The following is a 12,963-nucleotide window of genomic DNA, read 5'->3' as shown; positions in this document are numbered from 1 at the left end:
ATATTTCCATATTATATTGTATTCATTACTTTACTATCTATATGATATCCACTCTCTCTCATCATCTGTTCGATTACTCGGAATGTATTTCCGTTATCGTGGCCTTTTAAGTTTTTAACATTTTCTAAAAAGATTGCTCTTGGCTCTTTAGCACGTATAAAACGAATAACCTCGAAGAATAAAGTCCCACGCGGATCAATAGCCTCTGTATGTCCTCCGCACTCTGGACAAACTGCTCCATTAATATATGCGTCATACTATGTTCGTGTTCGCAATCATGACATTTATACTTCATTCCGTGTTTGTTTCCTGCAACGTAGAAAGCAACACAAGGCCAACTTGCCGTGATAATATCTACATCTGGCATTTCATTTGCATTCACATCACGAACATCTGCCTCGATTAATGTATGATTATTGATAAAAAAGCTTTTATTTAAAAACATTTAATCATTACCCGAGTACACTGAAATTCAAATTAACAATTATTTCATCAAGAGAGTAAGATGTTTTTTGCGTAAATTTTAAAAGGTCATCCCAAAATGGCCAACCACTGTCAAACTTATTTAACTCACTTATAAAACCTTCGTCGTCTTCAAAAGCTTCACTAATAAAACCGTATCGATGCAGAATAATAAGATGGTTTCTATACTCTTCAAAACCCAATCTTGTAATACTTTTAACTTCGTCTAAAGGAGTAACAGTACAAATACGTTTATCAATTGACCTTTCAATCATGATTACAAAAATTTTACGTGTATCTGGAGTAAGTTTTTTCAATTTCTTTACCCATTGGTTCACTTCATCTAAACTTTCTAATAACTCTTCTTCACTACTCCCCCAATCTAGCACTTCATTTATTCTCAAAAGTTTAATAGGTGAATGACTAATTTGAAAAGCAGTTAAGTCTTCAACAGATTGTTCTAGTTTTGAGACAATATCCGCAAATTTATTTTCATGTGCTTGTTTCATTGCTTTTAACCTTTCAACTGGGTATACACCCACATTGTCAGTTACTTTATGGTGTTCGTAACACATCAACATTAGGTTACTGAATTGCCTTCTGTCATCATTTGTCATATCTGAATTGAACCTTTCACCACCAGGCATTGCAGCTTCAATATGGCAAACCTGTCCAATAAAATTACCATCATTATCAATCATTCTTGCAAAACACCCAGGGAAAGCACATTGATTTCCAGACTTTAAAAATAATTCACGTAATGTATTAGGTGTTGGTGTAAGTCTTATTACTTCTTCTTCTGGCATGATTATCTCCTTTAAATAATATAACATTTTTGAAAACCTCGAAAATTTCATTCCTCTATCTTATAAAAAGATAGAACATTTTTTAATTCTTTACTAATCCCCCATTTTTGTAACAGTTTGAACCGTTTCGTGTAAAGAGTTTGGATTAATTCTTTTTTATCATCATTTGTTCCGTGGTGTATTTTCCGATGGCAATTCGGACAAAGACAAACAACGTTACCATCAACATCAATTGAATTTTGAAACTCATTCTGGTACTTCATTGGTATTAAGTGATGGGCTTCCATATATGGTGTATCGGTAGATTTTGATATAAATGTAATATGTCCATTATCAATTTCACATTTAAAATCTGCTTTTTTTAAGACTCTCTTAGCAACAACGGGGTCTCTTTTCCAAACTTTTTGCCCCCTTATTGTTGTTGGTTTCTTTATTGGCTGAAGGTCAGGGGTTACATCTACCTCAATATTACTAAAACCTTTTTCCACAATTGCAGTTTGATAGATATTATCCTCTAGTTCTTCATCTGAAATAACATAATCATTATTTAAATAGTAAATTAAATCATCGATACTTTTAAACCCTTTAAGTTTCCTCTCAAGCTTTTCTTTTTTAACCAAACCAAATCCAAACGGGTTGTTATTTACTCCGTAGTCAAAAAAATGAATTAAACTTCCGTTTATCAATCTTAATCTTGATTAGGTCTTTAATGAAGAATATATATTCCCACGTTTCTCCATCCTTGTTAGTGCCCCAAATTTCTTTTGCTAACAATTGATAGGTTTAGGTGTTTTACAAAGTATTTTAGCGTAATACAGGAACTCACCTCGAGAATAAGCTAATATACTATCTCCTTCATTAAGATTATTCCAGTTACGTAAATTACTAGGGCCAGGTTTTGCACCCCACATACGTACATTTTTGTCTGAAATATTTAGTTTAAGTTTCTCTATTGTTTCCGGCTCTAATAAATTTAATGAATCTTTTATTGGATACGGTTTTAGTATAGTTTTATTAAAATTTTTATAGGCGGTAGGTTCACTTGCAGTAAAAAAATAAAGCATTCATTTTCTCTCCAGACTATAATTCATTGTATTTTTTGTTTGAACCAAACGATTTATTGATTGGATACTTAAGGAGTAAATAAATATATCTGCTAACTCATCTTATATGTTTTCTAATTTATTCTTTATTGCCTCATCGCTGCTATTCCACTGGAAATTCTCTGGTGATTTGCTTGCTTCAAGTGTTAAAGAAATAGCTAGGTCCTTTGGGTTATGAAATTGTTTCCAGTTCCTATCATCCCGAAATTTTATTATTTTTCAATTAAATTATCCATTTTTAACAGTCGTTTGTATATAATTACCAAATTAGATTATACCATAAAAGATTACTTTCCTTAGTCATCATTACATTCCTTCGTATACTACTCATCTAAATAAAACCCACATGGAAGAGAATACTATGAAAAACTAAAAAAACTTTTTAATTGAATATTTTAAATACTCATTGTATATTATAATTAAGAACATACATTCTCATTCAAAGGGGGTTATTTTATGCAGAAGAATCCTGGAAAAGATTATTTGGACAAAATTGCTGCGGAAAACTACTTAAAAGGTTATGCACATGGTTATAAAGAAGGACATGATGAAGGTTATCTAAAAGGCGTTACTCATACTATAGAACAAATAAAAAGAGAAGCACATGAATTGTTTAAAAAAGATGGCAAAAATTAAGGCATGAATTATTTGAAACATCTAAAGTCAAAATATCCGAATATTTAGCTTAAGGACTGACTAAAGTTCAATTTATTCTACCGGACTTTAGGCTTTTTATTTAAGGTTTATAATAAATGTACAAGGTATGGTCTATATTAATAAACTAGGTATACATCTAGTATTATAAATCACTATCCAAATAATCTTTTAATAGCTTCCTCATCCGCTTTGATGGTATATAAAGATTGATTGCATCCCCTTTGCGAATTCGACTTCTCCATATCCCACTGAATCAGTTCAGACAAGGCGTATAAATCCTGATCCGCTGTTACACCACGTGACTTAAAGAATTTGTACTTGTACGGACCATAAAACGATTTATTGTATAGGCTAATGATTCTTTATCTTGATAGGTTGTAGCACGGGCATTATGTGATACAAATCCTAGCCCTTCCCCTTCAATTTTGACCTATCCTCTTTAAAAGAAGTCCACATATTCAAGGCTGCTGGTGTTTTAGCATTATTTCTAAAATACGTATAAAGGTTCATCTTCATTTTCTCCACCAATTAAACCTTTCCTAATCTTTTCATACCAAGAGTAAGATAAGCTATTTTCGTCATCAATATTATTCAGCTTCCCTTCATAAATATTAATTAGTGACTTCATTAACTGTTTATCGTAAGGTGATTTATTAGAGTGATTTACTAAGTAGTAGGTACCACCTTGTTTCTGAACTGCATAATATTCGTAATCCAATTCGTATAAATCATAGTAGTACTTCTGTTCTTGTGATTCAAAAAGATAAGTTAGAACATATACTTCTTTAAAAGCCTGAAATACAGCCACTGGAAAAAGTCCCAAATAAAATTGTATTTTCGAAAAGAATAAGATTTCAGTTTTAGATAAAATCTTTAACTTATCGTATCTTGTATTTTGATAATCGATCGTTCCAATGGACAATACCAGTTCTTTCGTCTAGCAATATCATTTCATTTCGGCTTAGTAGCTGTAAATCATCTTTCTATTGCCTTTACTTCTTCTGTTATATCTTCTGTTCCGTTCACAATTACTTCTTCAATTAACGTTTTACGATACCCTGTTTCTCGTTTTAAGCTATGTATATACTGGTGGGTAACGTTTGGAATATCAGTTTTATTACCTTCCTCTAGCAACTAGCCCCGTTCCTTCAATAATTCGATGCACTTCCAGGTTAAACTGCAGACTATCAACTCCTTTTTATTGTTTTATCTTTATTATGAAACATACGTTTGTTTTTTAGCAAAATAAAAAGGCCAAATTATTATTTCCGTGCCTTGTTCTCTGTAGTATGGTTATTCTGTTAAAGCTGATCTGCATGATGACAGTCAGCCGAAATGAATTAATATCAAACTTTTTATTTCCTTGTTGTCTGAACGTTTTCTCCTTTTTCAATATTACAAATTGACCTTTTTATATAAGACTGGAGATTTCTATAGTAACTTGTAGCCATTAATGGTCTATTTCTTTCTTCTTCATCTACTTTTTCTAAAAAATAATATACTAAATTTAGTTTTTCCGCAGAATCAATAGAAGAATCTTTACCTAATTCCTCAATGTAATCATATGTTTGTCTGGCTGGTTCTTTGTCTGCAAGACCTGCACTAAATCCATTTGTGTAACTGGGAGCAAATGGATATTTTAACTAATTTTTCAAAGTGTTAAAAGCCCTTCTATACTCCTTTTCAACATCAATCAAAATATTGCACCCTTCTCTTCTATACAGTTAGCGTAATAACATTAACTTATAGTACCTGTTTTAGGGCTATAAGGGTCTTTTATCCCTAACCTATCAACTTCACCTCCAAGACATAAAAAAATCTTTCTCACAGTTTTTTCTGGATAAAAACACTTTCTATCATCATATCTAATTATTACTTGCTTGCAATAAAAATTGCATTCAAATCCTGTGATTTGTCATCGTACTTATTTTTACTTAAAGACGTTCTTGAGAGGACTGAAAACGTTGTATTGACGTTTTATTCCAAGTTAGTCATTTGAATGTAGTTTCGAGTCATACTCATATCTGAATGACCTAGTATTCTTTGCAAACTTAAAGGGTCTCCTCCATTTGATATTCTTCAATAGTCCGAGGAGCTAAACCCTCAGATTGTTTGAACCACATGAACCAATCGAACATTTCTGACATAGTGAAAGTCTCGGTAACCAGTTTCTAACTGGACTAATTCTTCCATGTTTTCTTACACCTTTATGCATACAAACAACCTCCAAATATAGTTATTTGAAGGCTCTGAACACACACAGTTACATCTTTTCGGTTTCAAACAGACTCGTTCAAAATGAGCAAAAGACTGTGGAGGTGAGAAATTATGTATTTGATTGAAAAGTCAGTAATGGCGGGGCTGCATGGGAATCGAACCCACCAAACCTGGCACGCAGGGCTCAAGCGGTTTGAAGACTGTGGAGGACACCAGTGGTCAAATCAGCTTCAAATTTTCCAGTAATATCAAGGGGGCTCGGCAGTCTCTTAATAGTTTTTTAGACCGTTTTCTCTCAACCTCTACAGTCTCCATTTTAGAATAAATATTTACTTCCTACAATTTATAATATTATCCAATTTCATTGTTCTTCGCTTAATTTTACGAAGCCAACTTTTCAACTTCGTAATATTCATTAATAGGAAAAATAAAAGAGCCTATATAAGGCTCTTTCATCAATCTTTTGTTCAATATCGATAAATCCACAATATTTATATCCAATAGTACCAAATTTATGGAGATATCCTTATATATCCGAGTTCAAGTTTTGGATCTCATGACTAAATTCATAATTTAAGGCAAGTCATCTATTATATTATCAACAAGTAAATCTAGGGTAACTTCATCATTAAACTGAGTTACATAAATATCATCTTCTATAGCAGCACTACTCAGTCCTGAAGGAATAACCAAAGTAACTCCCGGAGCTTGTTTATTTGTTTTAAACCATTTTTCAAAATCTTTGAGATATCCCATGACTTTATACAAACTTTGTCTAAAGTATTGAGAATTAACATCCGTATATTTTACTTCTACAAAATTAACCCATTTACTTCCATCTTCCCCTTGCCAATATAGCGATATATCCGGAAGCCGTGACTTTAATGGGATACCCAATTGGTCTAAAAGATTCTTATACAATGTTTTATTAATGAATGGAGGTAAATTGTATAGAGAAATTGTAAATACTCCATTAGGTAGCTCCCATGATACTAAATAATTTGCCTCTGCCGAAAAAAGACCAAATTTCCTTTTTACACCATGAAACTTTATACTGAATTTCTTTAAAAGCTTTATTACCACAGCCATTTCCATCAAATCTTCTTCTTTACTTCTTTCAAGTAAAGCCTGGGTAAAGCTCTCTTCTAGTACTTGATAATCCGACTGCAATATAATTACATCGTAAAATAGGTACAACTCATATAGTTTAATATAGAAATCATCACGACTATTGCCAACAATATCAAGAAGCCTTTGGTCTATATTAGAAGGTGAATCTATTTCTTTTATCTGTTTTAATGCCATAGTTTTTTGTATCTCAAAGAGTCCATATTCTATATAATTCTTAAAAAGAATATAATCCCACTCTGACTTGTCTTCCAAATTTTTAATCACTTGAGTATTGATCTGTTTAAACAACTCATTAACTGATTTAAGAAGGTAAACTAATAATCGATTTTGCGGTATATCAAAAGTTTTATTTCTAGTCTTGGTAACATATAATGGGAAATTAGAATTCCCCTGTGACATTCTTAAAGTAATTGTTTTTCCCCAATTAATTGGTCCTTTTATAACCCCTGAGGTAACTTCCTCATTTAAATAGGTAGTCCTCGCTAACCTTTGTCTTATATCTGACAAATTATTAATAAAATTTTTAACCCTTGGATTAATTAAAAATTGGGTTCTAAATAAGTTAGGTATAAGGCTTGGATCAATTTCTGTAAAATCAAATGACCTAGCTACATTTATACCAACAATAATCTTGCTACTTGGATATGTATTAAGTAAAAGAAAATCATTAATTTCTTGTACTAATTCTTCTCTACTTATCATCTTAGACACCATTTTTAATTTGTTTCTTTATCAGGATCGTATGAAGTTTCTTCTTCATGAACTATCTCTATCTCTTTTGAAGCTTCCTCTATTTTGGGAATATCATCTTTTAATGAGTCATTTTCACTTTCCATTTTAGGCAACTTTAGTAGACCAAATTCTAGTCTCTCGTCATTTAAAGGATACATTGGAATAGCGTCATTGATGATATTACCAATTTCCTTCTTGATTGTTCTCGAAAGACCTTCAAACTGTGGAAATAAGAATAACTCAATTGCTTCTCTAAGATGTTCAGCCGTTTGTGCGGCAGGGTCTTGATTTCTGTTAATGATATATTTAGCCATATCTAAGAATACCGAAGGACCAATTTCTCTATGTTTAGATATCTTAAATAATTTAGAAAATCCTGTGTCCAAATTACAGTTTGGAACTAGAGTTGAGATGATATTTTTTAATTCACTTTCCCGAGGGATAGGTATCCTAATAATAGCAAAACGTCTCATAAAAGCATAAGAAATCTCATATAAAGATAATTTATCAAAGTCATTCATTGTGCCAATTAACCTCCATAGCGGGTGCATATAAAAGGTATCCGCTGTAGAGGTTTTTGTGCCTGGTTTGATCTTTAAATTGTCACCTTTTTGTGTTTTAAAAGGTAGGACAACTTCATGCTGGCTAAATACAGAAAAGAATGGTCCTAATGCTTTATCTATGTCTGCACGATTAATTTCATCAATTATTAACCATTCTCGCCGATTAATGGCTCTAGTAATGATTCCTTCACTGAATTCCAAACTGCCTCTTCCATTCACATTGGGCATGTAACCACCAACTGTGTCAAATGTACTCCAATCCGAAGTTGCAGTAGTAAACATTCCTGTTCCTAAAGAAAAAAGCTTAAAGTAAGCAGCTTTACAAATAGCTTGAGCTACCGTTGTCTTTCCTGTCCCAGGTGCCCCAACAAGGATTATATTCTTTCCTGAATTTATTGCTGCACATATTTGTAATAGAATATGTACAGGAATATCAAAAGACAGGTTTTTTTGTATGTCCTTTTCAGTTATCTCCAATTTAGGAGGTGCAATCAACTTAAATAACTTTTTCTTCCCTCCATCGACCGACCAAACCATTAAGAGTAAGCCTCCATCATTTTTTTAAGTTCTAACAGATCAGTCTGACTAAGCACATCACTGCCGAGTAATGTATTTATATTTATACCTGTTGAAATTGAATTTACCTTTTTTAGACGGAGTTTTGTACTTGAAGAGCTGTCGTCATTGTATATAGAAGTCACTTCCCAAACCGAGTTGATTTCGTAGTTATTGTCTTTAGATAAAACTACTACTGTTTGTCCGAGTTCAACTTCCAAGATAGTCTCAACGACCGCAGTATCATCTTGCCCTATAAAGCTATCTACAATGACAAATCCTATTTTATCTTCGGTAGAGGTAGTAGAGTGTTTCCCTTCTATTACCTCATCTATCGTTACGCCTTGTGGTATAAGTTGGACTATTTCCTGTAGTTCTACTTCCTTAATCTCATCGAATCCCTTAAAAAAGTCTGCTTCAGGGGAATCCCCTTGTTTACACAACACCGTTGGGGTGAAATTATGTCCATCAAATTCAACCATTATGGCTGTTTTTAATTCAGGATATTGTTTATCTATGATATTTTTATAAAGTGTATCCTTTGAAACAGAATTATCATAAATAAATACAACATGCTGAACTTTATGTTTGAACTGTTCCACAATCCTATTTGCTATCTGCTTTGATTCTTTTACATGGCACGCTTTACCCGAAGAGCCGAAGTATTGATCAAACCACTCAGTTACTTTTATTCCCTTGCGGCTATTTTGTGGTTGAGCATTAACAACATACTCAAGTGAACTGATAAAGTCATTTAAAATTTCTTCAGGCATTAACTAACCTAACCTCCATCCAATCCTTATGTTTTTGAAGTAATTCTATAAAATTTGGCGGAAAGTTTAGATTTCCTTCCCTTGCACGTTTAATAAAACCGTTTGTAGCTCTAATCGATAAAGGCTTAGGCTCAAACTCCAAAAATTCATCTAAGCCTATTTGAAATCCAGTAAAGGGCTTGTCAGAAACATTTGAAGCATACCTCCCATTTCCCATAGACCAACCTGCATTATGCCAACCTCTATTATTTGCTAATGGAATGTCAGAACTTTCATCATAGTTCCTAGGATTTTTTATCTTATTTCCTAACCACTCAATTACATCTACAGTCACAGCATTTCCAATTAGTTTCCACCTTATAGATTTCCGAACCACCTCCTCAGCTGGGCATGTCCAATCAGGCTCAAAACCTTGCAGACGTTCTGCGTCTCGTATATCCGGTGTCACCGCTCTCCCATCTGGAAATAAAATAGCAGGTGGTGAGGGAATACCGATCGTTGAACCTGCTTTAAGGGGAGGTACTGAGTTACCTGCAAATCCAACAGAATACTTTCCCTCAGTCCAATAAAAGCCAATAGGTATTTCCGGGGCTTGGCTAAAGAGATTATAATTTGAGTATACTTCGGAGTAATCATCACTTAGTAATACATTTCTTGGGTCGTTATTTAACGATGCGACAATATATACCCTTTTTCTCCTTTGAGGTAAGAAAGAAGAGGAGTCAATAACTCTGTAAGCCCAGTTATACCCTAATTCTTCAAGGGAGGTCATAATTGTGTTCATAGCAAAACCAGAATTTAATTTCAACATAAATGGAACGTTTTCAATAATTACCCACTCTGTGGGCCGGCTTCTTAAGATTCTAAAAACTTCGTTAACTAAGCCTGATTGTTCCCCATCAATTCCTTCTTTTAGACCTACTGAACTTAAATTTTGACATGGAAAGCCTGCACTCAAAACATCAATATTCCCAGGTAACCTATCAATATCTCTTACATCTTCAACAATTTCTTTATCGGGAAATCGAACATTTAATACTTGTCTAGCCCCCTCATCTATCTCACACATTAGTGATGTATTAAAGCCTGCTCTTTCAAAGCCAAGTTCAAACCCACCTATTCCTGAAAATAAGCCAGCTACTACTAGCGATTTCTGATCCATGTTGTTTTGGTTGTTATTCTGATTCATAATCTAAAATCTCCTTATTTCTTAAGTAATTCTAATGAAATGATATAGGAAAGTTTCATTGGCACAGCATTTCCTATAATAGTTGCTAACGCCGAGCGAGTTTTAATAGGAGAGAAGTCAAAAAAATCTGGAAAAAATTGAACCCTAGCTGCCTCATGTGCAGTTAGTGTACGCCTATCAGATGGATGGACATATCTGCCCATACACATACTATAAAATCCACTGGTAATAGTTTGAGATGGGTTATCCCAATTCAATCTCCCATATATACTTTTATAGGAATGCTTCTTATCTCTATGGCAGGGAGGGCGTTCTTCGTTGGGTAATTCATATAAATTATTTTCAAATAGATAATCTATTCTTCTACGATTATCTTTAGAAGGTGTAGAAACCTTATCTACAATTGAATTACTCTTTATACCCATTAAGTCTTCAAAAGCCCATTTAATATTTCTCTCATCCAAACTATACCGTTTTTCAATTGATTCTACATTAATATCTAAGGACGCCACTTTTGACGCAATAAGCACAAGTCGTTTTCTACTTTGAGGTACACCAATTTTGGCTAAATTAATTATCCCCATGTTTACATTGTACCCAAGCTGTGATAGATAATCTGCTACAGTTTGTACAACCCTATTTTTATCATGAATTGCCCCAACAACATTCTCAATGATTATGTGAGTAGGGGAAAATAATTCTGCAGCTCTAGCCATATACAAGTAAAGACCGTTTTTGGGATCATTTCTTCTTGTTGAATTGTTTAAGTCAGAATGACCTTGGCAAGGTGGTCCCCCAACCAAAAAATCAACCTTTCCAATTTGATTAATCAATAATTTTTCCCGTTCTGTTACTTTACTACCTAATTCAGAACTCATTAATTCTCCAATATCTGCGTTCACAGCAAAACTCTCTTTAAAGTTATGTTTATAGCACTCATAAGCGTTTTTATCGAAATCAATAGCTAATGGAACTCTAAACCCATATCCTAAAGTTCTACAAGCTTCCTTAATTCCTAATGATAACCCACCACATCCAGAAAATAAGTCTACTACATTAATAACCCTATTACTTCTAGGTAATGGCTCATTTTCCTTCTTTCTAAGAAAATTATAATCATTTCCAGAAACTTCACGCATTTTTAAATCTATTATTTCTTGTTCTGATGTATCTATATTTGTATCTATATTATTAAAAATACTCAGCTGTTCTATCATAATTCGCTCCTAACAAATCAAATCTTCTTCAAAAATATCACCTTATCGGTCTATAAAGTATACTATAAAAAGAAATCCTAATAAACAAATCTGGCTTCCTAATAATAAGTACCAATAATTCCAACAAAAAAGCCCTACTCCTTTTAAGCGGGCTTTTACTCAAGACTTTATTTAATTAAAAGGTTAGTGTGTTCTGCTTTCCATTCTTTTCTTGATCGCTTAACTGCCTCTTCGTCATCATCACTCTCAGCGAACCCCACTATTGCTTCATCTTCATCTTGAATATAATAAGAATAGGCTTCAAAAAGACCACCTTCTTTTCGATAAACATCGCTTCTGAACGTTCCCCCTACTCTATCCCTAGTTTTAACATAGAAGAAATTTTCGGTAATTTTTTGCTTCTCCATTATTTCACTCTCCCTTCTGCCTAAATATAGACTTGCGCTAATTTAAAAGCAAAAGACGAAATGTGAAATTTTAATCGCTCAAGGTGTAGCAAAACTGCAGTTTTTAATGACAAACAGACTAATTTTTGTTAGAATGCTACACCTATAATGAGCGAAAAGTTAAATTGGTAGATTTTTCCTTGTTTGACCCTAAACTAGGGGAAACCCCTACACTATTCCTCATATTCAACTTCTTTATCTTTAAATTCAATATTACTAAAATCACTTCATTTTTATGCTATGAATTAATAATTGTTTTAGTTGGTTAATTGAAAACCACGGTCTTTTACGGTGTAACATACCGTGACAATTAGAACATACAAGGGCTATATCTTCAACTAGTGTAAGTTCAGTTTCGCCCATATCTGAAACAGGTTTCGTATGATGTTCCTCTATGTCCCTCTATATACCCATCCCCTATTTCTCCGTAATGATCTTTTAAATAAAATCCGCATGCCTCACAAAAAACTTGCCATGCTTTTGAAGAAAACGTTCTTTTGCTAGTTTTATTACTTCGGGATTACGCTCTCTAACTAAATGCTGCTTTAAGACCTTCTTTCCTTCGGGAAATTATTTGGAGGTTGAAGGAAACGTTCTCTACAGTCTCGTCTACAGTCCTGCCAGTAGATAGGTGTGAGACTGTTAAAGAATATGTAAAAACCTTGATCAAGTTAAAATTGCTAGAACCCTTGATAGACTTGAAATTTTGGCGGGACTGCGCGGGAATCGAACCCACCAGACCTGACACGCAGGTCTCAAGCAGTTTTGAAGACTGTGGAGGACACCAATTGTCAAATCAGCTTCTTAATTTTTAGTAATATCAAGGGGTCTCGACAGTCTCTTGATAGTGATTTAGGCCATTTCCCCTAAACCTCTACAGTCTCAATGTGGCAATATAAAAACACCTAGAAGAAGGTGCTAAATTTTAGTATGATTTTTCAACGAAAACACCCATTAGTTTAATAGAGGAGTATACTGCTTTTTATGTCACTAATCGACAACAGCTACCCCGACGACTTTATCGAATGCCACCCTTTCAAATTCCCCGGTTTATCTTCCACGCGTAGCTGCTTCGTGAATGGATCGACGAAATGCGCCTTACTCGTTATTAC

The 12,963-nt window shown here is 33.7% G+C and carries 15 protein-coding genes and 1 pseudogene; 1 reads left to right on the top strand and 15 read right to left on the bottom strand.

Features of this window, described 5'->3' with window-relative positions; all coding sequences use genetic code 11:
- Window positions 1–11: 11 nt before the first annotated feature.
- The 6 genes and pseudogenes from LQ188_RS26760 to LQ188_RS22620 form a co-directional block, all read right to left on the bottom strand.
- Entirely contained in the window at window positions 12–158 is a 147-nt protein-coding gene (locus LQ188_RS26760) for a DNA cytosine methyltransferase (RefSeq protein ID WP_253074063.1), read from the bottom strand.
- Window positions 125–445 (bottom strand): DNA cytosine methyltransferase, encoded by a 321-nt coding sequence (locus LQ188_RS26755; RefSeq protein WP_253074061.1) that lies wholly within the window; start codon window positions 443–445, stop codon window positions 125–127. Before LQ188_RS26755 ends, LQ188_RS26760 begins: the two co-directional genes overlap by 34 nt.
- Before the next feature lie 7 nt (window positions 446–452).
- The gene (locus tag LQ188_RS22635; RefSeq protein ID WP_230178383.1) at window positions 453–1,268 is read right to left on the bottom strand and encodes a hypothetical protein; all 816 of its coding nucleotides are present in this window, start codon (window positions 1,266–1,268) and stop codon (window positions 453–455) included.
- Between the two features lie 47 nt (window positions 1,269–1,315).
- Window positions 1,316–1,888, bottom strand: a complete 573-nt coding sequence (locus LQ188_RS22630) for an HNH endonuclease signature motif containing protein (RefSeq protein WP_230178382.1) — start codon at window positions 1,886–1,888, stop codon at window positions 1,316–1,318.
- A 147-nt stretch (window positions 1,889–2,035) separates the two neighbouring features.
- Window positions 2,036–2,332 (bottom strand): restriction endonuclease, encoded by a 297-nt coding sequence (locus LQ188_RS22625; RefSeq protein WP_230178380.1) that lies wholly within the window; start codon window positions 2,330–2,332, stop codon window positions 2,036–2,038.
- 16 nt (window positions 2,333–2,348) lie between these two features.
- Window positions 2,349–2,587, bottom strand: a pseudogene (locus LQ188_RS22620) (nucleotide pyrophosphohydrolase).
- Window positions 2,588–2,827: 240 nt separating this feature from the next.
- Between LQ188_RS22620 and LQ188_RS22615 the strand changes: the two are divergent.
- Window positions 2,828–3,007 (top strand): hypothetical protein, encoded by a 180-nt coding sequence (locus LQ188_RS22615; protein ID WP_230178378.1) that lies wholly within the window; start codon window positions 2,828–2,830, stop codon window positions 3,005–3,007.
- 508 nt (window positions 3,008–3,515) lie between these two features.
- Here LQ188_RS22615 and LQ188_RS22610 read toward each other — a convergent pair.
- From LQ188_RS22610 to LQ188_RS22570, 9 genes are all read right to left on the bottom strand, one after another.
- Entirely contained in the window at window positions 3,516–3,836 is a 321-nt protein-coding gene (locus LQ188_RS22610; protein ID WP_230178376.1) for a hypothetical protein, read from the bottom strand.
- Window positions 3,837–4,003: 167 nt separating this feature from the next.
- Window positions 4,004–4,162, bottom strand: a complete 159-nt coding sequence (locus LQ188_RS22605) for a hypothetical protein (protein WP_230178374.1) — start codon at window positions 4,160–4,162, stop codon at window positions 4,004–4,006.
- A 1,656-nt stretch (window positions 4,163–5,818) separates the two neighbouring features.
- A complete protein-coding gene (locus tag LQ188_RS22600) occupies window positions 5,819–7,078 on the bottom strand; it encodes a hypothetical protein (protein ID WP_230178372.1) in 1,260 nt (419 codons plus the stop codon).
- 14 nt (window positions 7,079–7,092) lie between these two features.
- Entirely contained in the window at window positions 7,093–8,208 is a 1,116-nt protein-coding gene (locus tag LQ188_RS22595) for a MoxR family ATPase (protein ID WP_230178370.1), read from the bottom strand.
- Window positions 8,208–8,999, bottom strand: a complete 792-nt coding sequence (locus LQ188_RS22590) for a hypothetical protein (RefSeq protein ID WP_230178368.1) — start codon at window positions 8,997–8,999, stop codon at window positions 8,208–8,210. The genes LQ188_RS22595 and LQ188_RS22590 overlap by 1 nt, the downstream gene beginning before the upstream one ends.
- A complete protein-coding gene (dcm, locus tag LQ188_RS22585) occupies window positions 8,992–10,188 on the bottom strand; it encodes a DNA (cytosine-5-)-methyltransferase (protein WP_230178366.1) in 1,197 nt (398 codons plus the stop codon). The genes LQ188_RS22590 and dcm overlap by 8 nt, the downstream gene beginning before the upstream one ends.
- 14 nt (window positions 10,189–10,202) lie before the next feature.
- Window positions 10,203–11,405 carry a DNA cytosine methyltransferase gene (locus tag LQ188_RS22580; protein ID WP_230178364.1) on the bottom strand — a complete coding sequence of 401 codons (1,203 nt, stop codon included), beginning with the start codon at window positions 11,403–11,405 and terminating at the stop codon, window positions 10,203–10,205.
- Between the two features lie 167 nt (window positions 11,406–11,572).
- Window positions 11,573–11,812, bottom strand: a complete 240-nt coding sequence (locus LQ188_RS22575) for a hypothetical protein (RefSeq protein ID WP_230178363.1) — start codon at window positions 11,810–11,812, stop codon at window positions 11,573–11,575.
- Window positions 11,813–12,073: 261 nt separating this feature from the next.
- Window positions 12,074–12,247, bottom strand: coding sequence for an HNH endonuclease (locus LQ188_RS22570; protein ID WP_290370142.1), 174 nt, complete (start codon window positions 12,245–12,247; stop codon window positions 12,074–12,076).
- Window positions 12,248–12,963 lie beyond the last annotated feature (716 nt).

Source organism: Peribacillus sp. Bi134 (genome assembly GCF_918698065.1).
Lineage (GTDB): Bacteria > Bacillota > Bacilli > Bacillales > DSM-1321 > Peribacillus.
The sequence above is the reverse complement of the archived record's forward strand: the minus strand, read 5'-3'. Positions and strand labels throughout refer to the sequence as shown.

Excerpts from the sequence above, each read along its gene's own strand:
- LQ188_RS26755 (WP_253074061.1), bottom strand. The coding sequence starts at position 445 with ATGTTTTTAAATAAAAGCTTTTTTATCAATAATCATACATTAATCGAG.
- LQ188_RS22635 (WP_230178383.1), bottom strand. The coding sequence starts at position 1,268 with ATGCCAGAAGAAGAAGTAATAAGACTTACACCAACACCTAATACATTA.
- LQ188_RS22625 (WP_230178380.1), bottom strand. The coding sequence starts at position 2,332 with ATGCTTTATTTTTTTACTGCAAGTGAACCTACCGCCTATAAAAATTTT.
- LQ188_RS22615 (WP_230178378.1), top strand. The coding sequence starts at position 2,828 with ATGCAGAAGAATCCTGGAAAAGATTATTTGGACAAAATTGCTGCGGAA.
- LQ188_RS22600 (WP_230178372.1), bottom strand. The coding sequence starts at position 7,078 with ATGATAAGTAGAGAAGAATTAGTACAAGAAATTAATGATTTTCTTTTA.
- LQ188_RS22595 (WP_230178370.1), bottom strand. The coding sequence starts at position 8,208 with ATGGTTTGGTCGGTCGATGGAGGGAAGAAAAAGTTATTTAAGTTGATT.
- LQ188_RS22590 (WP_230178368.1), bottom strand. The coding sequence starts at position 8,999 with ATGCCTGAAGAAATTTTAAATGACTTTATCAGTTCACTTGAGTATGTT.
- dcm (WP_230178366.1), bottom strand. The coding sequence starts at position 10,188 with ATGAATCAGAATAACAACCAAAACAACATGGATCAGAAATCGCTAGTA.
- LQ188_RS22580 (WP_230178364.1), bottom strand. The coding sequence starts at position 11,405 with ATGATAGAACAGCTGAGTATTTTTAATAATATAGATACAAATATAGAT.
- LQ188_RS22575 (WP_230178363.1), bottom strand. The coding sequence starts at position 11,812 with ATGGAGAAGCAAAAAATTACCGAAAATTTCTTCTATGTTAAAACTAGG.